Source organism: Streptomyces sp. NPDC046887 (assembly GCF_040644755.1).
Lineage (GTDB): Bacteria > Actinomycetota > Actinomycetes > Streptomycetales > Streptomycetaceae > Streptomyces > Streptomyces lichenis.
The window spans coordinates 1-22,632 of sequence record NZ_JBEYXH010000026.1; the positions used below are offsets into that span (position 1 = coordinate 1).

Here is a 22,632-nt window from a genome sequence, read left to right on the forward strand (position 1 = left end):
CACGGTGGCGGCGACCTTGCTGCCCGGGTCGGTGCCGGTCAGCTTCTCCTCCATATGGTGGAAGAAGGCGTCCTCGGCGGGGCTGGTGGGGTGCGGGTCGGCCGCCTGCGTGGTGCGGGCGTCCTGGCCCGCGTCACCGCCGTCGGTGGCGGCGATGGCGGCGACCGGGCCGCCGATGATCAGCGCGGCGGCGGCCGCGACCAGCAGCCGGGTACGGCGACGGCGCTGGGCGCGCTTGCGGGACACCTCGTCCACCAGCCGGCCCAGCATCGGCCCGTCCGCCTCCCCTGGCGCGCCGGAGCGCGGCCCGGGCACCGGGGCGCCCCGCCGGGCGTGTCCGGGCCCGGACAGCGCGGAGGGCCCGTGGTGCGACGGGCCCGGAAAGGCGAGCGGCGGTTCCCCCCGCCGGGGTACGGAGTCCCCATACGGGGAGTCCCCGTACGCGATGTCCGGCGGGTCGCTCCACAGCGGACCGCCGGTCCCGGGCGGGGCCAGCGGCCGGTCGGCCGGGCCGGGTGGTTCGGCGAGCAGCGCGAGCATGGGCGCCAGCCCGGAGAACTCCTCCAGGTGCGCGGCGCACACCGGGCAGCCGGCGAGGTGCGCCTCGAAGGCGGTGGCCTCGGCATCGTCGAGAATGCCGAGCGCGTAGGCGCCGACGGCGTCGTGCACCGACTCGTTCTCGTACGTCGTCATGCCGAGATCCCCCTCTCCTCCAGTGCGAGCTTCATGGAGCGCAGCGCGTAGAACACGCGGGACCGCACGGTCCCGCTGGGTATGCCGAGTTTCTCGGCCGCCTCGTTGACCGTACGCCCCTTGAAATACGTCTCGACCAAGACTTCCCGATGGGCCGGGGTCAAATCGTCGAGCGCGTCAGAGAGCGTCATCAGCCACAACGCCTTGTCGATCTCGTCCTCCGCGGGCATGACCTCAAGCGGCGACGGATCGACCTCCTGCGGCCGGGCCTGCCGGCTGCGGTGGCCGTCGATGACGATGCGCCGGGCGACCGTCACCAGCCAGGGTCGGACAGAGCCGGTCGCTTGGTTCAGCGAACCGGCGTTCTTCCAGGCACGGATGAGCGTCTCCTGCACCACGTCCTCGGCCCGCTGGCGGTCGCCGGCGACGAGGCGGAGTACATAGGCGAGCAGGGGGCCGGCGTGTTCACGGTAGAGCGCCCGCATCAACTCCTCGTCCGGGACTTCGGGTTTGGTGCGTGGCGCCGCCGCGCGGTGCCGGGCCCGATGCGTCCCCCGACGGTCATCGGCCACGGCGGCATCCTTGCGCACCTGGAACCTCCCGGTCGAGACCCTGATCTGAGTCGTTGTCCTCCATCACTACGCGGCCCCGGGCCCGGTCCACTCAACGCCGACAGGATTTTTCTCGGAAACTTTCACAAGTGCCCGTATGTGCACGGTCGGTGACGGGAGTGACGGGTGATTCGCCTGCGCTTGCCGCCAGTTGACCCCTTGGAGCCATACGCGGGGTAACGGCCGTAGGGGCGGAGATGGGCCCGTACGGGCCCTACGGCGGCCCGACACGGGGCCCGGGGCGGGCCGAGAGGGGCGGAGGCGGCGGTCCGCCGGGAACCGCACGCCCCCTTCGCGCCCGCGCCCGCACCCGCACCTCGCGCCGTCCAGAATGCGTGCATGGCGACTTCGGCGTATCCCCTGCCGCGTCGAGGTGGTCGGCTGGGCGCCGGGCGCTACGGGTACGCACCGAGGGGGCCTCCCGGCATCTGCCGGGAGGCCCCCTCGGGCGGTGGGCGCGATGGCCCTCGGTGGTGCGTGAGCGAGCCTTGGCGGCGGGCCGGCGCGGGTGCTAGCCGGTCATGGCGGCGGGCTTCTTCTTGGCGCCGTTGGGCCACAGCCGCGGTTTGCGCTTGGCGGCGACGTCCTCCAGCCAGCCCACCGAGACGATCGCGGCGGCGAGCAGCGGGAAGACCAGCAGCAGCATCAGCACCGGGTACGCGGCGGAGATCTGCGCTTCGTAGGCCTCGATGCCGGGGATGTCCCAGACCACGTCGATGATCGGGACGGTCAGCATGATCAGCAGGTTGTGCCAGAGGTAGATGGTCACGGCCCGGTTGTTGGCGAGGGTGACCAGGCTGTCCCAGCCCGCCAGCTTCCCCGGCAGGGTCTGCCAGGACGGCGAGTACTGGAGCAGGATCACGCAGAAGCCGAACGACCAAGCGGCCTGGGCCATCGGGATGTCGTTGAGGTCCCAGCCGTCCGGGCCGAGGTGCCCGGACGCCCACCACAGCCCGAAGGCCATGATCAGCGCCGACACCGAGACCGTGACGTACTTCGGCACCTTCGCGAACAGCCCCTCGTGGTGGGCGAAGCCCAGCACCCAGCAGGAGCCGTAGACGGCGAAGTCGGTGAGGGCCAGCCCGGTCTCACCGGGGATCTTCACCAGTCCGGTGCCGATGACCGCGGTCAGCGCGAGCGGGGCGAAGAGCGTGGCCCACGGCAGCCGGCGGAACGCCCACAGCAGCAGCGGGGAGGCGATCACGAACCACAGATAGGCCCGGATGTACCAGAGCGGTCCGGCGGCCTGCGCGGCCCAGCTCTGCTCCAGCATCCCGGACTGGCTGCCGCTCTGCCACGGGTAGGGCGGGGCGCCGATCGGGAAGAGGTAGGAGGTCAGCCTGAGGAACCACCAGATCCCCTCCTCCTTCACCGGCTTCCAGCCCAGGTAGAACATCACCGGCAGCACCGCCGCGCCGAACGCCCACATGGGCGGCAGCAGTCGGCGGATACGCCCCCGGATGACCTCCCAGGCCGGCCGGGACAGCGAACGCGCCATCAGCGAGCCGGCGAGCGCGAACATCACGCCCATGGACGGGAAGAGGATGGTCAGCCAGGCCCAGCCGAAGATGTGGTAGACGATCACGCGCAGCAGCGCGACGGCCCGCAGCACATCGAGGTAGCGGTCCCGGCCCGGCTTCTTCCTCGCCGCCGGCTCGGGCTCGGGCGCGGGCACGGGCTCCGGCCCGGACGCGGCCGCGGAGGGGGCCGGTTCGTCCCGGGTGTCCGCCGGGGATCCGGCGCCGACCGGGACGGTGGGCAGCGCGGCGGTGGCGCCCATGGCGTGGTCCGCCGCCGGCGCCTCCAGCCCGCTCGCCGAGCGCTGCGCGGGCACCGGTACGGGTACGGGCACGGGCCCCTGGCCGCGTACCGGGGGCTGGGCCGGGGCGTAGGGGTCCGCGGGGCGGGCGGGCTCCACCGACCGCCGGGACCCGAACGCGTCGAAGGCGTCGAAGGACGCGCCGGGGTTCCCGTACGACTCGGGGCGGCCGCCTACCGGTCCGGGCGCCGGGTGGCCCTGCCCGTACCCGCCCCCGTAACCGTCGTTCGCGTATCCGCTGCCGTGGCCCTCGTTCCCGTAACCGTCGTTCCCGTAGCCGTGACCGCCCGGCCCAGCCTGTCCGGGAACGGCCCCAGGCTGTCCGGTGCCGCTCCCGGCCTGCGGCCGCCCACCCGCGAACGGGTCGTAGGAGACCGACGGGTCATAGGAAGCCGACGGGTCATAGGAAGCCGACGGGTCATAGGAGGCCGACGGCTCGTAGGAGGCCTGCGGCTCGAAGGGGGCCGCGGGCTCGAAGGGGTCGCGGGGGCGGGCGGGGCCGGGGCCCTCCGGCGGGGTGGGGTAGCTCATGCCACCGGCCTCCGGTCCTCGCCCGAGCGGCGCTGGCTCGGGATGGAGCCGGGCGCCTCCACCACACCGGTGCGGCGCAGCTTCTGCCAGCGCAGCCGACCGCCGGTGAGGGCGGTGATCCAGGACTGGAGCAGCACCACGTACATCAGCTGCCGGTACAGCAGCTGCTGGAGCGGCAGGGATATCAGATGGGTCATGCGTTCCTTGTCGAGCCGGAAGGCGTACGCCGCGCAGACCGCCTGGATGGCGAGCACGCCCAGCCAGGCGACCACGGTCTGCCCGGTCGGGCCGAAGACCAGCCCGTACAGCAGGAAGACGTCGATCAGCGGGGCGAGCAGCGGGAACAGCACCATGAACAGCGAGACCAGCGGCAGGCCGACCCGGCCGAAGCGGCCGGAGGGGCCGCGCTCGACCAGCGCCCGCCGGTGCTTCCAGATCGCCTGCATGGTGCCGTACGACCAGCGGTAGCGCTGCGACCAGAGCTGCTGGACGCTCTCCGGCGCCTCGGTCCAGGCGCGGGCGCGCTCGGCGTAGACCACGCGCCAGCCGTCGCGGTGCATGGCCATGGTGATGTCGGTGTCCTCGGCGAGGGTGTCCTCGCTCATGCCGCCGACCCGCTCCAGCGCCTCGCGGCGGAACGCGCCGACCGCGCCGGGGATGGTCGGCATGCAGCCGAGCACGTCGTACATCCGGCGGTCCAGGTTGAAGCCCATCACGTACTCGATGTGCTGCCAGGCGCCGATCAGCGAGTCGCGGTTGCCGACCTTGGCGTTGCCGGCCACGGCGCCGACCCGCGGGTCGCCGAAGGGCTGGACCAGCTCGCGGACGGTGGACGGCTCGAAGACCGTGTCGCCGTCCATCATCACGATGATGTCGTGGCGGGCGTTGCGGATGCCGTTGTTCAGCGCCTCCGGCTTGCCGGAGTTGACCTGGCGCACCACCCGCACGTTCGGCAGCCACATCGACTCCACGATGTCGGCGGTGCCGTCGGAGGAGCCGTCGTCGATGACGACGACCTCGATCGGGTGGTCGCTGGCCATCAGCGAGCGCACCGTGTTCTCGATGCACTCCTTCTCGTTGTACGCCGGGACCAGCACGGTGACCGGTTCGGTGACCGGGGCGCCCCAGTGGAAGCCCCTGCGGCGGACCTTGCGGGCGTGCGCGAAGGAGAGCAGCAGCATCAGGCCGAAGCGGACGAAGACCAGCACGCCGATGATGGCGAGGCCGCCGACCAGGACGGTGGTGACGTTCTCGGAGACGGCGACCGCCCCGGTCCACGCCTTGCCCTTCCACAGCTCCGGTCCGGTGACCGGGGTGTGGGCGCTGGGCGCGCCGAGGGCGTCGGTGAGGGTGGTGAACTCGTAGCCGCGCTTCTGCATGTCCGGCAGGAACCGGTCGAGCGCGGCGACGGTCTGCGAGCGGTCACCGCCGGAGTCGTGCATCAGCACGATGGAGCCCTCGGTGCCCTGGGGCGTGGCGCGCTTGATGATCGCCTCGACGCCGGGGCGCTTCCAGTCCTCGGAGTCGGTGTTGTTGAAGGCGGTGATGTAGCCGCGGCTGCCGATGTACTGGGTGACCGGCCAGGCCTCGTTGTCGAGGGCGTCGGAGAACGAGGAGTACGGCGGGCGGAACAGCGAGGTGCGCACCCCGGCCGCGCCGGTGATGGCGAGCTGGTTCTGCGACAGCTCCCAGTCGATGCGGTCCTTGGACTGGAAGGAGAGGTCGGGGTGGTTGAAGGTGTGCAGGCCCAGCTCGTGGCCCTCGTCCACCATCCGCTTGACCAGGTCCGGGTAGCGCGAGGCCATGGTCCCGGTGACGAAGAAGACGCCGTGGGCGTCGTACTCCTTGAGCTTGTCCAGCACCCGGGGCGTCCAGACCGGGTCGGGTCCGTCGTCGAAGGTGATGACCAGCTTCTGGTCGGGGACGCTCAGCGCCTTGGGCTCCGCGCCGCGGGCGTCGATGACCGGGCCGCCCTCCAGGATGTGCTGGGGCACCTTGTCGGTGGGCGCGGGGGTGCGCACCCGGTGGTCGGCGAGGATCTCGCTGTGCACATAGCCGCGCAGCATGAGCATCGCCATGAGCGCCACCAGGAACAGGGAGGGAAGCAGATAGCGCATGGGCAGCCTGCGCCGGCGGACACGCCGCTGTTTCTGGGCGCGCCGCCTGCCGGAGGATGTCATTTACGGTGTGCCTTCCGCGGCCATCTGCTGGCCGCCGCTCTCTTCGACCGGCGGGTCGGCGGGGTCTTCGGTGGGTGGGGTGACGGTGGGCTCGTCCGTCGGCTCGGTGGTCGGCGGCTCCTCGGTGACCGAGGGCTTGCCCGTGGAGGGCTTGGAGGGGACGGTGCCACCGCCGGAGGGCCGCTCGTCGGAGGGCCGGGTGTCGGGCCGGTCGGGCCGCTGCGGCCGGGTCTCGTCCTCGCGGCCGGGGGTGGTGGTCCCGGCGTCGGCGGAGGTGCCGGGCCGCGGATCGGCGGGGGTGCCGCCCTGCACGTCCGCGCTGCCGGAGGGGCTGGGGTTCGCCGCGCCCCCGGGGTCGGCGGAGGTGGTGGCGCCGGGTTCGGCGTCGACGGCCTCGGTGACGGGTGCGCTGCCGCTGGGCGCGGGCTCGACCTTGGAGGTCTCGTTCTTCTTCTCGGCGGCCGGGCCGGGGATGAGCAGCCAGGGGGCGGCCGAGTTGCCGCCGATGACGGAGACGACGAGCGTCACGGCGTAGACGGCGCAGGCCGCGGCCAGCACCCAGCCGAGGCGGCGGAACTTCTTGCTGCGGCGCCCGCTCTCGTCCACGAAGACGGGGCCGTCGGGGGCGGCGTCGGAGTCGGCGCCGGGTATGTCCACCGGGTCGGGTATGGCGGATATGCCCGCTCCGCCGGATATCGGATCACCCACGGCACCGACCGGCGGCAGCACCGTGGTCACCTCGGCGAGGTCCTCGCCGTCCACCGCGGCACCGACCGCCGGCAGCACCGTCGTCTGCCCGCCCGCACCGCCGACCGGCGGCAGCACGGTCGTCTGGTCCGCCGCGCCGTACGGGGCTTCCGCCCACTGGCCGTGACCGTGGCCATGGTCGGCGTACCCGGCGGCACCGGGGCCGTACGCGTCGCCGCCCTGATATCCGGAGTAGGCGAAGTCGTCCAGCTGCTGGGGCAGGGTGCCCTGGTGTACGGAGTGATCGAACGGGTAGGAGGCGTCCGGGCCCGGGTAGCCGTAGCCGCCCGCCGTGCCGGTGGCCGAAAGCCCACCGTGCTGTGCGGCGCCTTGGTATGTACCATCTGACGAGGTCTCACCGTACGTCTCGTACGACTCACCCGTGTGCCCGTTCCAGGCAGGTTCTTGCCACTTGTCCACTGTGTACGCACATCCCCCATTGAGCCGGAGCTGGGCGCACATGGACTGGCTGGAATCGTGGCGCCGGACCGGTCCCCACCCGTCCCTACGCCACCACTGTTTCTGCTGCACCCGAGACCTATGAATGTAGCGCACGACTACCAAGGACATGGGTTTGGTTCAGTCTTTGCCAGTCATGTGCCAAAGGTCACTCTCCGGCAGCCAGGTCCCCTCCGCCCTGCGCAACCACCCTCCCTCGGCCGCCAACTCGGCGGCCGCCGCCCGCAATGCGTCCAGCGCGGGATGGCGCAGACCCCGGCGCCACACCAGCGAGACCGGTGACAGCGGCACCGGCCGCACCAGCGGGCGGAGCACACACCCTTCCATGGCCGGAAAGTCGACCACGGCCAGTACCGGGCGGCGGCTCTTGGCCATGATCCGCCGGAACTCCTCCGCGCCCACCGCCACCGGGGCGGGCGGCGCCACCGCGATCGAGCGCCCGGCGAACAGCCGCGCCGCCAGATCGGTCCACTCCAGGGTCGCCGGGTTGCCCGCCCCCGCGTAGACCGTCTCCCCCGCCAGCGCGTCCAGCTCCACCTCGTCCCGCGCGGCCAGCGGATGGTCCGCGGGCAGCAGCACCGCCATCGGCTCGTACCGCACCGGCTGCGCCCGGAGCCCGGCCCGCGCCCGCTCCGGCAGCCCGGCGAACCGCCCGAAGGCCGCGTCGATCCGCCCGGCCGCCAGTTGGGCCGCCGCGCCGGTCAGCCCGCTGCCGTAGCGGGCCATCAGCTCGCAGCCCGGGGCCAGTTCGCGGGCCCGGGCCAGCACCCGGCCGGAGACCAGCCCATCGGTGTTGACGTCCACCAGCAGCGGCCGGGCGGCGTCGGTGAAGGCCGCGTCCAGCCCCTCGTACGCGGCGAGCACCGCCCGCGCGTGCGGCAGCAGCCGCTCCCCGTCGGCGGTCAGCGCCACCTGGCGGGTGGAGCGGCTGAACAGCTCCGCCCCCAGCTCCCGCTCCAGCCGGCGGATGTCCCGGCTCAGCGCCTGCTGCGCGGTGAACAGCCGGGCGGCGGCGCGGGTGAAGTGCAGCTCCTCCGCCACGGCGAGGAACCCGCGCAGCAGTCGAGGCGGCAGATCGGCGACCATGGCCCCAGAACTTACAACACAGACGCGTCAATCACCTTCGACAAGGTGTTGGACCCCCACCACCCTCCCCGCCGAAGCTCACCCCATGCCCTCCCCCTCTCCTTCCCCCTCCCCCTCTGGTTCCCCCTCCCCCACCCCCTTCCATCTCGCCCTCTCCCCCGAGTCCCCGTTCCTGGGCCCGCGCCGCCCTGCCTCCCCCGTCGTGACCCCGCGCACCGGCCCCCCGCCCCACCGCGCCCCCCGCTCCCCTTCTCCGCGCAGCTCCTCCTACCGGCGGCTCTTCGACACCCCCGGGGCACGGGCCTTCACCCTGGCCAACCTCCCCGCCCGGCTGACCGCCGGGATGTTCAGCGTCAGCGCGGTGATCATGATCGCCGGGGCCTACGGCTCCTACGCCCTGGCCGGGGCGGTCACCGCCACCGGGCTGACCGCCACCGCGCTGGTGGCCCCCTTCACCGCCCGGCTCGCCGACCGCTACGGCCAGAGCCGGGTCGCCGTCCCCGCCACCGCCCTCGCCGTCCTCGGCTCCCTCACCCTGCTGCTCTGCGTCCACTTCCGAGCGCCCGCCTGGACCCTGTTCGCCGCGTACGCCGCGACCGCCACCGTGCCCAATCTGGGCGGGATGGCCCGGGCTCGCTGGGCCCATCTGTACCGGGACGACCCGGCGGCCCGGCACACCGCCAACGCCTTCGAGCAGGCCGTGGACGAGCTGTGCTTCATGCTCGGCCCGGTGGCCGCCGCCTTCCTCTGCGCGGCCCTCTTCCCCGAGGCCGGCACCCTCACCGGCGCCGCGCTGCTGCTCACCGGCACCCTGCTGTTCGCCGCCCAGCGCACCACCGAGCCCCCGGCGACCCGCCCGGCCACCCACTCCCACACCCCCCTCCGATCCCCCGGCATGCCCGCCCTCCTCACCGTCTTCCTCGCCACCGGCGCGGTCTTCGGTTCCCTGGAGGTGGTCACCCTGGCGTACGCCGAGGGCCCGGCGGGCGGCGTGGTGCTGGCGCTCCAGGCGGCCGGCTCCTGCCTGGCGGGGCTGGTCTACGGCCGGTCCCGGCGCGGCGGCGGTCTCACCGGCTGCCTCGCCGCGATGACCGCCCTGATGTGCCTGCCTGCGCTCACCGTGCTGGCAACCGGCTCACTGCCGGTGCTGGCCGCCGCCCTGCTGGTGGCGGGCGCGGCCACCGCGCCGACCATGGTGACCGGGATGACCCTGGTCCAGAAGCGGACCCCGTCCGGGCAGCTCAACGAGGGTATGACCCTCGCGGTGACCGCCCTGCTCGGCGGCATCGCGGCGGGCGCGGCCGGCGGCGGCTGGCTGGTCGAGCACCTGGGCGCCACCACCGCTTACGCCACCCCGGCCGGTGCCGCCGCCCTGGCCCTGCTCCTCTCCCTCCGCACCCAAGGTGTCCGGCGGCCCGGAGGCGGACCCGTCCGGCCCGGGAGCGGGCCCGGCAGGCCCAGAGGAGCGGCCCTCCAGCCCCTCACCCCTCCGCGGCCAGCCTCCCGCCCAGCTCCTCGTCCGCCACATCCTCCTGGTGTGTGAGGAACACCCACTGATGGCCCGAGGGGTCGCGCAGGATGACGGTCCGGTCGCCGTGGAAGGTGTCCGTCGGCGGCTGGAGGATCTCCGCCCCGGCCTCCTCGGCCCGCGCCGCCAGCGCGTCCACATCGTCCACGAAGACATGCAGCGCCACCGAAGTCCCACCCAGCGCCGAAGGCGCCCGGAACGCCCCACCCCCGCCCTCTCCCCCGTCTCCCCCGTCCTCCCCATCGGAATCACCCAGCATCAGCACCGAGGGCCCGATGCTGATCTCGGCGTGCAGCACCCCGCCGCCCGGGGCGTCCACCCGTACGTCCTCCCGAGCGCCGAACGCCCGCTGGTAGAAGTCGATCGCCGCCGCGGCGTCCGCCACCCGGATGTTCGGCACCACCGCGTACCGGTACCGGTCCGGGGTCTCGCCGCCCTTCTCCGCACCCTCACTCATCCCAGGCCTCCCCTCGTCAGGCGCCGGGGCGGACCCCCCGCGCTCCACCACCCAACGTAGGAGCCCGCCCCCACCCGAGGTCAAGGGCGCCTGGAGCCACCGGCATTGGGGCGCCCGCTACCGCAGCGCCGCCGACCGCGCCTGACCTCGGACGTACTCCGGGTACCACTTGGTGAACTTGATGGCGAGGACCAGCAGGATGATCGGGATGACCCAGTTGAACCAGTCGCCCAGGCCACTCGTATGCAGGGCGATCAGTCCCAGGACGGCGGTGACCAGGAAGACGGCCGCCCACACGGCGGTCAGCACCTGGTTGGTGCGGTGGAAGGCCGGGGTGTTCCACAGCTCCCGGGGCACCGACTCGCGCGCGTACTGCTCGGTGAAGGGCATGGTGGCCAGCGAGGCGAAGGCGACCACCGCCAGCACGCCGTTGGACAGCACCTGGGCGTAGGTCTCCAGCCAGATCAGGTCCTGGCGGTCCAGGACGAACCCGAGGATCCAGATCACTCCGAAGAAGAGGATGGCGGCCACGTTGAGCAGCTTGGCCGTCCCGTGCCGGAGGTCGGGCAGGCTGAGCACCACCGAGGCGACCAGCGCGGTGAAGGCGGCCAGCTTCCAGGTGCTGGGCCCGGCGATCACATCGAAGATGATCCAGGGCGCGAAGCTGAGGATGACCCCGCCGCCGTGCAGGGGCGAGGGCCGCGTACCCGTTTCGCTGCCGGTCCGTTCATGGAGATGAGCCATCGATACCTCCGCGGAAGGGGCGCCCCGTACGACACCACTCCGTACTCATCGTGCGAGCCCCACCCCCCGCCCGCATCTCGAACGGCCCCAGGCAACCGCCCCGGGCACGCCTGTGCGGGTCGCTCTGACGGAGACGGGCGCACCATCGGCCGACAAGCGCGGCGCCGGCAGATCCCAGCCCAGCATGTCCGAAGCCCATTGACGCATCTTGTTGGGACGCATTTCCGCTCACTACGCTTGGTCAACATGGCGACTGACAGCGTGACGGTACGGACCCTCGACGGGCTGCGCCTGGCGGGCACCCTCGAACGTCCCCAGGTGCGGACCCAGCGCGCCGTGCTCCTGGTGCACGGCGGCGGCGTCACCCGCGAAGAGGGCGGCTTCTTCACGCGGCTCGCCGCCGGTCTTGCCAAGGCGGACATTGCCAGTCTGCGCTTTGACCTCCGGGGCCACGGCGAGAGCGAAGGCCGGCAGGAGGAACTGACGCTCTCCATGATCCTCAACGATATCCGCGTCATGCTGGCGTGCCTGCGGCAGGAAACGGGAGCCCAGCAGCTCACCCTCCTCGGAGCGAGCTTCGGCGGCGGCGTCTGCGCCTACTACGCGGCCAGGCAGCCGGAAGAGATCTCGCGGCTGGTGCTGTTCAATCCGCAGCTCGACTACAAGCGCCGGACCATCGACAACCGGCCGTACTGGGAGAACGACCACCTCTCCGATGAGGCCGCCGCCGAGCTGACCGCCCAGGGCTACTTGCGGCACACGCCCACCCTCAAGCACGGGCGCGCCATCTACAACGAGGTCTTCTGGCTCCGGCCGCACGAAGCACTCAGCGAAGTGAAGGCACCCACCCTCATCGTCCACGGCACCGCTGACACGCTGGTGCCGTTCGATTCGTCCACTGAGGCTGTGCCACGCTTCACCGCTCCGGTACGACTCGTCCCCGTCGACGGCTCGCAGCACGGTTTTGCCGTCCACGACGATCCGCAGTACCAAGACCCCAAAACCCAGGAGTACCAAGCGTTCGTCATCCGCGCCACCGCGGACTGGCTCACCGAACGCTAAGCCCGCAAGGCGTCGCGCAGCTCACGCGGACCGGGGCGGGTGGCCCATCCGCCGTGAAGGCCCGCGTCGGCGAGTGACCTCGCCCCCGAGGACGCCCCAGGCCCCACAACGACGAACGCCCACCCCGACGAACCCCCGGCTCAAAACCACGAACGCCCACCCCGAAGAACCCCCGGGACCGCCAACCACGAACGCCCACCCCGACGAGCCCCCGGGGGGGTGCGGGTGGGGCGAAGCCCCCCCGCCAAGCGCGGACGAAGTCCGCGCACAACGCGACGAGGCGACCCGGCCCGCGCTGTTCGCGGGCACAGATCGCCTGTCGCCGAGTGGAGATGGCGGGAATCGAACCCGCGTCCAACGGTGCGGAATCAGGGCTTCTCCGTGTGCAGTCCGCTTCGATTTTCTCAGCCCCGGAGATCACGCGGACAAGTCTCCGACGGGCTCAGTCACTGTTTGTTTTTCCGCTACACCCCGTGACCGGGTCTAGCGGTGGAGTTCCCTAGTCGATGCCAGGATCCGGGTCGGGAACATCCCCGGGCTGACACTTCGCAAGTCGCTACTTAGGCAGCGAGGGCGAAGGAATCGCGCTTGGTGTTGGCGATTATTGGTTTCGGCGCGTGGTTTACGAGATCATTGCCGCTTCCTCGACACGCTTCCCCTGCTTCGACATCCGCTGTCGAAACCGATCATCCCCATGTTGATTTTTCAATCCGTGCCCCTGCTGTGAGGGGCAGGAGCCATCGTACGTGACCAACGGGTGATGGTGCCAGCGCATTCCCGACCGGCGCGGGCGCCGGTGCCGGCGGGTGCTCAGGCGCGCTGGCGGCGGCGGGCGGCGGAGACGGCGCGGTCGGTCTCGCGGCGGTCCTGCTTCTCGCGCAGGGTCTGCCGCTTGTCGAACTCCTTCTTGCCCTTGGCCAGCGCGATCTCGACCTTGGCCCGGCCGTCCTTGAAGTACAGGGCCAGCGGGACGATGGTGTGGCCGGTCTCCTGGGACTTGGACTCCAGCTTGTCGATCTCCGCGCGGTGCATCAGCAGCTTGCGCTTGCGGCGGGCGCTGTGGTTGGTCCAGGTGCCCTGGGCGTACTCGGGGACGTGCACGTTGTGCAGCCAGGCCTCGTTGCCGTCGATCTGGACGAAGCCGTCCGCCAGCGAGGCCCGCCCCTGACGGAGCGACTTCACCTCCGTGCCGGTGAGCACGAGGCCGCACTCGTAGGTGTCCAGGATGTGGTAGTCGTGCCGCGCCTTCTTGTTCTGCGCGACCAGCTTGCGTCCGGTGTCCTTCGCCTTTGCCATAGTGCCGTCATTTTCGCACTACGACCCGGTGCCCAGGCCACTCAATACCTGGCGGGCCCGCTCCTCCGCGCCGCTCCCGTCCGCCGCCAGGTCGGGGGTGATGCCCCGGCCGTCCACGGCGGCCCCGGACGGGGTGCGGTAGTGGCCGACGGTGGTCTCGGCGACCGAGCCGTCCGGCAGGGCGCTCGGCATCTGCACCGAGCCCTTGCCGTACGTACGGCTGCCCACGGTGACCGCCCGGCCGCGGTCCTTCAGGGCCCCGGCCAGCAGCTCGGCCGCGCTCATCGTGCCGCCGTCGAGCAGGACCGCCAGCGGGCGGGCGGTGTCACCGCCGGGTTGGGCGGTGAGGCTGCGCTGGGTGCCCTCCACGTCGTACGTGGCGACCAGTCCGCCGTCCAGGAAGGCGGAGGCCGCGGTGACCGCCTCGGCGACCAGTCCCCCGCCGTTGCCCCGCAGGTCCAGCAGCACCCCGGCGCCGGGCGGGGCGGCCCGGACCGCCTCGCGCACCCGCTCGCCGCTGCCCTTGGTGAACGCCGCCACCCTGATCCGTACCGTCCCGTCGGCGGGCCGGCGGACGGTGACGTCCTCCGCCGCCAGGGTGGTGCGGCGCAGGGCCTGGGTCCAGGCGCGGGCGCCGCGCTGGACGGCGAGGCTGACCTCCGTACCGGGCCGGTCCCCCTCGCCTCGCAGCAGGGCCACCGCCTCGGCGGCCGGCCGGTCCTCCACGGGCCGGCCGTCCACCGCGCGCAGCCGGTCGCCGGGGCGCAGTCCGGCGCGGTCGGCGGGGCCGCCCGCGCGGACCTTGGCCACCTCGATCCGGCCGTCGGCGGCGCGCCGCACGGAGAGCCCGACTCCGGTGTACCGGCCGTCCAGGGCGCGGGCGAACTCGGCGTACTCGCCCCGGTCGTAGACCGCGCCCCAGCGGTCACCGCTGCGGCTGACGACCTCCTCGGCGGCCTGGGCGCCGGACTTGCCCTCGGCGACCGCCTCGGCGGCCGCCCGGGCCAGCTCGGCGCGGTCCACCCGGGCGGGGGCGGCCCCGTGGCCATGGGCCGCGGGGGTGGGACGGTGCAGGCCCTCGTCCTGCTGCGGCAGGCAGTCGATGGCCGCCGCGGTGGCGACCACGGTGGCGAACAGCACGGTCAGAGCCGCCCCGCGGCTGCGAGGACCGCGGGGCCGCAGACAGAACTCGGGGCCCGGCATGGCGCCCACTCTAGGACAAGCCCATGGCGGAGGGCGGCCGTTGGCGAGGAGGCGCCAGGGGCGCTCGTCACACCTTCAGGTACTTGCGCAACGCGATGAGCGCCGCCAGGGACGGCATCAGCAGGCCGATGACCAGCACCAGCGGCAGCACCGCGACGACCGCGTCCCAGCCGATGAAGTTGACCACCGGCATCGTCTCGGCGAGTCGCAGCCCGCCGTCGATCAGAAAGTACCGCCCCATCAGCAGCAGTCCGCAGGCCACCACACCGCCCAGCAGACCGGCGACGGCGGCCTCCATGATGAACGGCATCTGGATGTAGAAGCTGGACGCGCCGACCAGCCGCATGATCCCGGTCTCCCGGCGGCGGCTGAACGCCGACACCCGCACGGTGTTGACGATCAGCAGCAGCGCGATCACCAGCATCAGCGCCATCACGCAGAGCGCCGCCACGTTCATCCCGCGCATCATCTGGAAGAGCGTCTCCAGCTCCTCGCGCTGGTCCTGCACCGAGTGCACCCCGGCCCGGCCCGCGAAGGCGGTCGAGATCACCTGGTACTTCTCCGGGTCCTTCAGCTTGATGCGGTAGGACTCCTGCATCTGGTCCGGGGTGATGATGCTGGCGATCGCGCTGTCCCCGTACAGCTCCTTGTAGTGCTTGTACGCCTCGTCCGAGGTCTCGAAGTAGACCTTGTCGACGATGGCCGTCAGCTCGTCGAGGTCGGACTTGATCTCCTTCTTCTGCGCCGCGGTGACCGCGCCCTTGGCACAGGCGGGGGTCGCCGGGGCGCCCGCCGCCCCGCCCCCCGCGTCGTTCTTGTTGCAGAGGTAGACGGTGACGTTGACCTTGTCGTACCAGAAGTCCTTCATCGCGCTGACCTGCTGGCGCATCAGCAGCGCACCGCCGAACAGGGCGAGCGAGAGGGCCACGGAGACGATGACGGCGAAGGTCATCGTGAGGTTGCGACGGAGGCCGACACCGATCTCCGACAGTACGAACTGGGCGCGCATCGCGTGCGTTTCAGCCTTTCCTCAGTGCTGGTAGCCGTAGACGCCGCGTGCCTGGTCGCGGACGAGGCGGCCCTTCTCCAGCTCGATGACGCGCTTGCGCATCTGGTCGACGATGTTCTGGTCGTGGGTGGCCATCACCACGGTGGTGCCGGTGCGGTTGATCCGGTCCAGCAGCTTCATGATGCCGACCGAGGTCTGCGGGTCGAGGTTGCCGGTCGGCTCGTCCGCGATCAGCAGCATCGGCCGGTTGACGAACGCCCGGGCGATGGCGACGCGCTGCTGCTCACCACCGGACAGCTCGCCGGGCATCCGGTCCTCCTTGCCGCCGAGCCCGACCAGGTCCAGCACCTGCGGGACGGCCTTGCGGATCTCGCCGCGCGGCTTGCCGATGACCTCCTGGGCGAACGCCACGTTCTGCGCCACGGTCTTGTTGGGCAGCAGGCGGAAGTCCTGGAAGACGGTGCCGAGCTGGCGCCGCATCTGCGGCACCTTCCAGTTGGAGAGCCGGGCGAGGTCCTTGCCGAGGACGTGCACCATGCCGTGGCTGGCGCGCTCCTCCCGCAGGATCAGCCGGAGGAAGGTGGACTTGCCGGAGCCCGAGGAGCCCACCAGGAAGACGAACTCGCCCTTCTCGATCTCCAGGGAGACATCCCGGAGTGCGGGGCGGTTCTGCTTCGGGTAGCTCTTGGAGACGTTGTCGAATCGGATCACGAATGCACCACGGTCGGCAGGGAGTAGGTGAGCGTGACCATACGCGAACCCGGCCCGGCCGCGCAGTCGCCGTCCTGGCTTGCCCTTTATGTCCGTACGGGGTAGGGCGGCGAGGCCTTGTGGAGCCCTGTTCGGCCTCGGGCGGGATTTCCGGGGGCCCGCGCCTAATTCCGGCGGACCTGGCACAGTGGAAGGGGGAACGGTCCCGTCCCCCCGAGCGTTGTACGCCGGAGAACTGTGTGCAGTCCGCGTCGGTGCACGGTCCGCTTCCGCGGTGCCGCCGCGCGGGAGGAGGAGAGCGCATGACCTTTGACCGACTGGTGTGCGCCAACTGCGCGGCCCCCGTCAGTGAGGGCCGCTGCCCGGTGTGCCGGGCCAACCGGGAGCGCCTCCAGCAGGACGGCCCGTTCGGCGGAATCAGCCCGGCGGCGCTGCTGGCGGTACTGATCGTGCTGGTGGCGGCGGTCGCCCTGCTCGCCCACCAGGCGGCGTAGCCCGGAGGCCGCCGAGCCGCGACGAGGCCTGAGGACATGGCAGAGGGCCTGAGCGGGCCGTAGGAGCCCGCTCAGGCCCTCTGTGCTGCCGGTGGGTGCCGTCCGACCAGGTCAGGCGGCGGTGCGGCCGCCGGCGACCAGTCGCGGCAGCATCCGGAAGCCGATGCCGCCGACGATCATCGTCGCGGCGCCGATCAGCAGGAACGAGGTCTCGGCGGCGCCGGTCTCGGCGAGCTCGCCCTGAGCCGTGGGCGCGCCCACGGCCTTGGCGTCGCCACCGATCTCGGCAAGCTCCTCCTTGGCCTCACCCTGCTGCACCGGCTGCGAGCCGACGGAGTCGGTGTCGGTGCCGCCGCCGGTGGTGCCGGACCCGCCGGTGGTGCCGGACCCACCAGTGGTGCCGGACCCGCCGTCGGTGCCGGACCCGCCGTCGGTGCCGGTGGAGCCCGTGGTGCCGGTCGAGCCGCTCTGACCACCGTCGGAGCCGGTGGAACCGGTGGAACCGGTGGAGCCCGTGGTGCCGGTCGAGCCGCTCTGACCGCCGTCGGAGCCGGTGGAGCCCGTGCTGCCGGTGGAACCGGTCGAGCCCGTGCTGCCCGTGGTCCCCGTCGTACCCGTGGTCCCGGTCGTACCGGTGGTCCCCGTGGTGCCGGTGGTGCCGGTCGTACCCGTGGTCCCGGTCGTACCGGTAGTGCCCGTGGTCCCGGTCGTGGACGGGTCACCGGTGGTGCTCGTACCGGTGGTGCCGGTGGTGCCCGTGGTGCCGGTCGTGGCAGGGTCGCCGGTGGTCCCGGTCGTACCCGTGGTACCCGTCGTGGCGGGGTCACCGGTGGTGCTCGTACCGGTCGTGCCGGGGTCGCCCGTGGTGGTGGTACCGGCGTCCGCACCGTCGACGGTGTTGCCGCCGGCACCCGTGGTGGTCGGGCCGCCGTCCAGCTCGCCGCCGACGCCGAGGCCGGCCTCGCCCTGGACGCTGATGCCCGCGACCTCGATCCCGGCGGCGGAGGCCACACCGGCCGCCGTCAGGGACGCACCGGCCGCGATCACCGCGCCCGCGGCGATCCGCGCGACGCGGACGCGCGTCTTCTTCGTCATCTGCTGCTACCCCCAGTAGCCGAGTCATCGATGGAGCAGCGCGCCGGAGCCGGCGGACACTGGGGGTGTGGTGCTGTCGCCCCCGATCACAGCCACTCAGCATGCGCATGCCGCGCGTCAGCCTTCCCAGTTTTCCCGGGCGCGTCAAGGCGGTTAAGGGGCGAATGCCGGGAATGAGGGCCGTTGTCGGGGTGCAACGGTGCGATTGTGACGCAGGACGCCGAGCACCCCGCCACTGCGGCTCATTTCCTTGTCGACAAAGCGAGAACCCGCACGTCGGACCGCTTGCTCCCGCGAATCGCACGGACGGCGTCCCGGATACGCGGGAGGCGGGGCGGCCGGTCGATCCGGCCGCCCCGCCCGGGGCAGAGCTCCCGCCCTACTTCTCCTGCTGCTTGCGCCAGCGGATCCCGGCCTCCAGGAAGCCGTCGATCTCGCCGTCCAGCACCGACTGCGGGTTGCCGACCTCGAACTCCGTCCGCAGGTCCTTGACCATCTGGTACGGGTGGAGGACATACGAACGCATCTGGTTGCCCCAGGAGTTGCCGCCGTCGCCCTTGAGGGCGTCCATCTTGGCCTGCTCCTCCTGGCGACGCCGCTCCAGCAGCTTGGCCTGGAGCACGTTCATCGCACTGGCCTTGTTCTGGATCTGGGACCGCTCGTTCTGGCAGGAGACCACGATGCCGGTGGGGATGTGGGTGATCCGCACCGCCGAGTCGGTGGTGTTGACGCCCTGGCCGCCGGGGCCGGAGGCGCGGTAGACGTCCACCCGCAGCTCGGTCTCGTCGATCTCGACGTGGTCGGACTGCTCGACCACCGGGAGCACCTCGACGCCCGCGAAGGAGGTCTGGCGGCGGCCCTGGTTGTCGAAGGGCGAGATGCGCACCAGGCGGTGGGTGCCCTGCTCGACGGAGAGCGTGCCATAGGCGTAGGGGGCCTTGACCACGAAGGTGGTCGACTTGATGCCGGCCTCCTCCGCGAACGAGGTCTCGTAGATCTCGGTGCCGTAGTTGTGCCGCTCGGCCCAGCGCAGGTACATCCGCTGGAGCTGCTCGGCGAAGTCGGCGGCGTCCACGCCACCCGCCTCGGCGCGGATGTTGACCAGCGCCTCGCGCTCGTCGTACTCGCCGGACAGGAGGGTGCGCACCTCCATCTCGTCCAGCGCCTTGCGTACGGCCGTCAGCTCCGCCTCGGCCTCGGCGCGCGTGTCGGCGTCGTCCTCGGCCTCGGCGAGCTCGAAGAGCACCGCGAGGTCGTCGATGCGCCCGCGCAGCGCCTCCGTCTTGCGGACCTCGGCCTGGAGGTGCGAGAGCCGGCTGGTGATCTTCTGCGCCGCATCCGGGTCGTCCCACAGGGACGGGGCCGCGGCCTGCTCCTCCAGCACGGCGATGTCGGCCCTCAGCCTGTCGAGGTCCAGGACGGCCTCGATCGACCCCATGGTCGAGGAGAGGGACTTCAGCTCTTCGGATACATCGACGACTGCCACGGGACCAGCGTAACGGCTCGCGCCGACACCCCGACCGCCCCGGCCGGTCCCGCCCCTTCCGGACCCCCTGGCGGCACGGCCCGCCCCGGCCCCGATCCCGGCTGCCCCGGGGCCGCAGCCGGAGCCGGTACCGGAGGGCTCAGGGCTGGGAGGGCGCGGACTGCTTGTTGTCCGAGGGTGGGGCGCCGGGCTCGTCCCCGCCGGCGGCGAGGAAGCCGCCCACCCCGGCGGCCGCGGCCAGCGCGAGGGCGGCGATGCCGAGGGTGATCCGGCGCTTGCGGACGGCACCGGCCCGGTTGCGGGCGGAGCCGGGGCGGCGGGCGCCGGAGGGGCGGGGGGCACGGGCCGTGCCGTGCGGGCCGCCGGACAGCTCGTCCGGGGCAGGCACCCGCATCGAGGTGTGGGTGTCGCGGCCCGAGTCGATGGACGACCCGGGCACCAGCGGCACCGCGGCCCGCCGGGGCGCGTTCGGCAGGGTGGCGTACGGCTCCTCCGGGTACCCCTCCTCGGCCGGCTCGGCGTCCGGCTCGTCCACGTCCAGCGGCGGGATGCCGGCCACCAGCGGGGCCAGCTCGCGCAGCCGGGCGGCCAGCTCGGAGGCGCGCAGCCGGGAGGCGGGCGCCTTGGCGAGGCACTGCACCAGGAGCTGCCACAGCTCCTCGGGGATGCCGGGCAGCGGGACGACCGTCTCGGTGACATGGCGGCGCAGCACCGCGCCGGGGTGGCCGCCGCCGAACGGGGTGAACCCGGCGAGCAGCTCGTACAGCACGGTGGCCAGCGCGTAGATGTCCACCGCGGCGCGCGCGGGCAGTCCCTCGACGATCTCGGGGGCCAGGTAGTCCGGGGTGCCGATGATCTTGCTGGACTTGGTGCGGCCCGGGGTGTCGATCAGCTTGGCCACGCCGAAGTCGGTGAGCAGCGCGGGGTGCGCGCCGCCGGGGCCGATCGGGCCTTCCATGTCGAGCAGGATGTTCTCCGGCTTGACGTCCCGGTGGACCACTCCGGCGGCGTGCGCGGCGGCCAGGCCCTCGGCGACGTCCGCGGCGATGGCGACGGCGGCCTCGGGCGCGAGCCGGCGTTCGCGGTCCAGCCGGGTGCGCAGGTCGGTGCCGCGGACCAGGTCCATGGCGAGGGCGAGGTCGTTTCCGTCCACGATCAGGTCGCGGACGGTGACCACATGGGGGTGGTCCAGTCCGAGCAGGGCGGTGCGCTCCTGGACGAACCGCCCGACGAGCTCCTGGTCGGAGGCGAGGTCCTCGCGCAGGATTTTGATGGCGACGGGCCCCTCGGGCCCCTCGCCGAGCCATACCGTCCCCGCGCTGCCGCGGCCCAGGATCTGGTGGGCGGTGTACCGGCTGCCGATCTTCCGTGCCAAGACTGCTCCCTCAGCGGCTGGCGTTCTGCACCAAGTTACGCGGCTGGGAGCGCGATCACGCACCTCCGAGGCGAAAACACGCCCGGGAAGTCGACAAAGCGACGAAGTCGCCCATACGGCGGCACGGAACCGCGGGAAGCACGACGGCGGCCGCCGGCCCCGGTGGGGGCGGGCGGCCGCCGTCGCGAACGGGCCGGCGCTACTGCGGGCTGGACCCGCCACCCAGGCTGGAGATCCAGTCGGTGACGGTGGAGACCCCGTCGCTGATGGCCTGCCAGTAGCTCTTGCCCTGGGCGACCCAGTCCTGGAGCGGGGTGAGCTCCCAGACCAGCCAGCCGGCCACGAACAGCAGGACCAGGGTGAAGAGGCACCCCTTGAGGCAGCCCAGGCCGGGGATCCGCATCGGGTTGGCGCTGCGGCGGCGCGGCTCCCTGGGCTCCCTCGGCGGGCGGGGCTCCCGGGCCGGCGGCGCGGGCCGCTGCGGCGCCGGTGCGGGGCGCTGCTGGGGCTGCTGCTGGTACGGCTGGGGGTGCTGCGGTTGCTGCTGGTACGGCTGAGGGTGCTGCGGCTGCTGGTACTGCTGGGGCGGCGGCGGGGCGTACCGCTGCTGCGGGCGCTGAGGCTGCTGGTACTGCTGCTGCGGGCGCTGGGGCTGGGGCTGGGGCTGCTGGTAGTGCTGGGGCGGCTGCGGCGGGGCCTGCCGCTGGGGGCGGCGGCGCAGCGGGTCCTGGCTGGGGTCGAGGTACTGGACCTGGGTCTGGTCGTTGCGGTCGCGGGCCGCGCGGAGCTGGGACTGCCAGGGGTGCGGGTCCTCGGAGCCGGGTCCCGGCGGGCCGTCCGGCCGGGGCGGTACGGGGGGCATGACCGTGGTCGGGTCGGCGCCGCCGCCCTGCCCCGGGCCGCCGGACGGGCCGCTGGTGGGCAGCACGCTGGTGGCGGCGGCCGGGTCGTACGAGCCGGGGTGGCCGCCCTGGGGTCCGGCGGCGCCGCTGGGCAGCACCTGGGTGGGGTCGGCGGCGCCGGGCGTCTCGGGGACGGGCGCCGGGTCCGGGTCGGGGGCCAGCAGCGCGCCGACCCCCTCGGCGGCCTCGATCTGGGCGGGCGTGGCGTGCACCCCGATGCCGGCCGCGGCGGTACGCAGACCGCGGGCCAGGTTCTCGGCGCTGGGCCGGCGGTCGGGGTCCTTGCTGAGGCAGCGCTCGATGATCGTCCACAGCGGGCCGGGCACCGTGGAGGGGCGGCGCGGCTCCTCGCTGAGGTGGCGGTGGAGCACCTCCAGGGCGGTGCCTCCGGCGAACGGCGGACGGCCGGTGAGCAGCTCGTACAGCAGGATGCCGGCGCCGTAGATGTCCACCGCGGAGGTCTGCGGGCGGCCCTCGGCGGACTCGGGCGCCACATAGGCCGGGGTGCCGACGAACTCATGGGTGCGGGTGAGGCCCGGGGAGTCGGCGAGCCGGGCGATGCCGAAGTCGGTCAGCATCGGATGCATCTGACCGCCGCGCTCGTCGAGCAGGACGTTGGCGGGCTTGAGGTCCCGGTGGACCACCCCGTCGGCGTGGCTGGCGGCGAGCGCGTCGGCGATCTGCGCGGTGAGCAGCGCGGCGGCGACCGGGGTGAGCGGGCCGTTGTCGCGCAGATAGCGGTGCAGGTCGGGGCCGTCGACCAGGTCCATGACGAGGGCGAGCAGATCGCCCTCCACCACCAGGTCGCGGGTGCGGACGATATTGGGGTGGGTGAGCCTGAGCAGGACGGAGCGCTCCCGCAGGAAGCGCATCACCACGTCCGCGTCGTTGGCCAGCTCCTCCTTGAGGACCTTGATCGCGACGGTCTCGCCGGGCTGCCCGGGGACGGCCGCCTCGGCGCCCGCCGTCTGGTTCTGGCGGGCGCGCCAGACGGTGCCTGTGGCACCCCGCCCGAGCGGCTCCTCCAGGAGGTACTTGCTGCCTACCGGCCGCACGTCATGCGCTCCCTGCGATCGTGGTCCCTGCCTGTCCGGGTGCCCGTGGGGCCCGCCCGGGTGTCCGACCCACTGTAAGGCCGAGGGCC

General features: G+C 72.7%; 19 protein-coding genes and 1 other RNA gene. 3 read left to right on the top strand and 17 right to left on the bottom strand.

Features of this window, described 5'->3' with window-relative positions:
• From ABZ945_RS22290 to ABZ945_RS22315, 6 genes are all read right to left on the bottom strand, one after another.
• A partial coding sequence (locus tag ABZ945_RS22290) for a zf-HC2 domain-containing protein (protein WP_361272204.1) occupies nt 1-693 on the bottom strand: 693 nt, incomplete at its 3' end.
• Complete coding sequence (locus ABZ945_RS22295) at nt 690-1,283, bottom strand: sigma-70 family RNA polymerase sigma factor (protein ID WP_361272207.1); 594 nt, start codon at nt 1,281-1,283, stop codon at nt 690-692. The genes ABZ945_RS22290 and ABZ945_RS22295, both read right to left, overlap by 4 nt.
• 532 nt (nt 1,284-1,815) lie before the next feature.
• Nucleotides 1,816-3,084 carry an acyltransferase gene (locus ABZ945_RS22300; RefSeq protein WP_361272403.1) on the bottom strand — a complete coding sequence of 423 codons (1,269 nt, stop codon included), beginning with the start codon at nt 3,082-3,084 and terminating at the stop codon, nt 1,816-1,818.
• Between the two features lie 566 nt (nt 3,085-3,650).
• Nucleotides 3,651-5,834 carry a glycosyltransferase gene (locus tag ABZ945_RS22305; protein WP_361272209.1) on the bottom strand — a complete coding sequence of 728 codons (2,184 nt, stop codon included), beginning with the start codon at nt 5,832-5,834 and terminating at the stop codon, nt 3,651-3,653.
• The gene (locus ABZ945_RS22310) at nt 5,835-7,001 is read right to left on the bottom strand and encodes a hypothetical protein (RefSeq protein ID WP_361272211.1); all 1,167 of its coding nucleotides are present in this window, start codon (nt 6,999-7,001) and stop codon (nt 5,835-5,837) included.
• A gap of 159 nt (nt 7,002-7,160) precedes the next feature.
• Complete coding sequence (locus ABZ945_RS22315; protein ID WP_361272214.1) at nt 7,161-8,126, bottom strand: LysR family transcriptional regulator; 966 nt, start codon at nt 8,124-8,126, stop codon at nt 7,161-7,163.
• 85 nt (nt 8,127-8,211) lie between these two features.
• Here ABZ945_RS22315 and ABZ945_RS22320 point away from each other — a divergent pair, with 85 nt between their 5' ends.
• On the top strand, nt 8,212-9,669 hold the full coding sequence (locus ABZ945_RS22320) for an MFS transporter (protein ID WP_361272216.1): 1,458 nt from the start codon (nt 8,212-8,214) through the stop codon (nt 9,667-9,669).
• On the opposite strand, the gene ABZ945_RS22325 is transcribed toward ABZ945_RS22320, so the two are convergent.
• Together ABZ945_RS22325 and ABZ945_RS22330 are read right to left on the bottom strand one after the other, a co-directional pair.
• Nucleotides 9,608-10,111, bottom strand: a complete 504-nt coding sequence (locus ABZ945_RS22325) for a VOC family protein (protein ID WP_361272219.1) — start codon at nt 10,109-10,111, stop codon at nt 9,608-9,610. The two genes, ABZ945_RS22320 and ABZ945_RS22325, sit on opposite strands and share 62 nt — an antisense overlap.
• A gap of 117 nt (nt 10,112-10,228) precedes the next feature.
• Complete coding sequence (locus tag ABZ945_RS22330; protein ID WP_361272222.1) at nt 10,229-10,855, bottom strand: hypothetical protein; 627 nt, start codon at nt 10,853-10,855, stop codon at nt 10,229-10,231.
• A gap of 246 nt (nt 10,856-11,101) precedes the next feature.
• Here ABZ945_RS22330 and ABZ945_RS22335 point away from each other — a divergent pair, with 246 nt between their 5' ends.
• Nucleotides 11,102-11,917 carry an alpha/beta fold hydrolase gene (locus ABZ945_RS22335; protein ID WP_361272224.1) on the top strand — a complete coding sequence of 272 codons (816 nt, stop codon included), beginning with the start codon at nt 11,102-11,104 and terminating at the stop codon, nt 11,915-11,917.
• 324 nt (nt 11,918-12,241) lie between these two features.
• Here ABZ945_RS22335 and ssrA read toward each other — a convergent pair.
• The 5 genes from ssrA to ftsE form a co-directional block, all read right to left on the bottom strand.
• Nucleotides 12,242-12,611: a transfer-messenger RNA gene (gene ssrA / locus ABZ945_RS22340) on the bottom strand.
• 116 nt (nt 12,612-12,727) lie between these two features.
• Nucleotides 12,728-13,213 (bottom strand): SsrA-binding protein SmpB, encoded by a 486-nt coding sequence (gene smpB / locus ABZ945_RS22345; RefSeq protein ID WP_361272227.1) that lies wholly within the window; start codon nt 13,211-13,213, stop codon nt 12,728-12,730.
• 18 nt (nt 13,214-13,231) lie between these two features.
• A complete protein-coding gene (locus ABZ945_RS22350; protein ID WP_361272230.1) occupies nt 13,232-14,416 on the bottom strand; it encodes a S41 family peptidase in 1,185 nt (394 codons plus the stop codon).
• A gap of 67 nt (nt 14,417-14,483) precedes the next feature.
• Nucleotides 14,484-15,425, bottom strand: coding sequence for a permease-like cell division protein FtsX (gene ftsX, locus ABZ945_RS22355; protein WP_361272233.1), 942 nt, complete (start codon nt 15,423-15,425; stop codon nt 14,484-14,486).
• A gap of 21 nt (nt 15,426-15,446) precedes the next feature.
• The gene (gene ftsE, locus ABZ945_RS22360) at nt 15,447-16,136 is read right to left on the bottom strand and encodes a cell division ATP-binding protein FtsE (RefSeq protein ID WP_105868830.1); all 690 of its coding nucleotides are present in this window, start codon (nt 16,134-16,136) and stop codon (nt 15,447-15,449) included.
• A 302-nt stretch (nt 16,137-16,438) separates the two neighbouring features.
• On the opposite strand from ftsE, the gene ABZ945_RS22365 reads away from it, so the two are divergent.
• Nucleotides 16,439-16,630: a hypothetical protein gene (locus ABZ945_RS22365; protein ID WP_361272237.1), complete on the top strand. Its 192-nt coding sequence runs from the start codon at nt 16,439-16,441 to the stop codon at nt 16,628-16,630.
• 111 nt (nt 16,631-16,741) lie between these two features.
• Here ABZ945_RS22365 and ABZ945_RS22370 read toward each other — a convergent pair whose 3' ends face one another.
• From ABZ945_RS22370 to ABZ945_RS22385, 4 genes are all read right to left on the bottom strand, one after another.
• Complete coding sequence (locus ABZ945_RS22370; protein WP_361272240.1) at nt 16,742-17,725, bottom strand: hypothetical protein; 984 nt, start codon at nt 17,723-17,725, stop codon at nt 16,742-16,744.
• 379 nt (nt 17,726-18,104) lie between these two features.
• Nucleotides 18,105-19,211, bottom strand: a complete 1,107-nt coding sequence (prfB, locus tag ABZ945_RS22375; RefSeq protein WP_361272243.1) for a peptide chain release factor 2 — start codon at nt 19,209-19,211, stop codon at nt 18,105-18,107.
• A 139-nt stretch (nt 19,212-19,350) separates the two neighbouring features.
• A complete protein-coding gene (locus ABZ945_RS22380; protein ID WP_361272245.1) occupies nt 19,351-20,586 on the bottom strand; it encodes a serine/threonine-protein kinase in 1,236 nt (411 codons plus the stop codon).
• A 199-nt stretch (nt 20,587-20,785) separates the two neighbouring features.
• Entirely contained in the window at nt 20,786-22,543 is a 1,758-nt protein-coding gene (locus ABZ945_RS22385) for a serine/threonine-protein kinase (protein ID WP_361272247.1), read from the bottom strand.
• Nucleotides 22,544-22,632 lie beyond the last annotated feature (89 nt).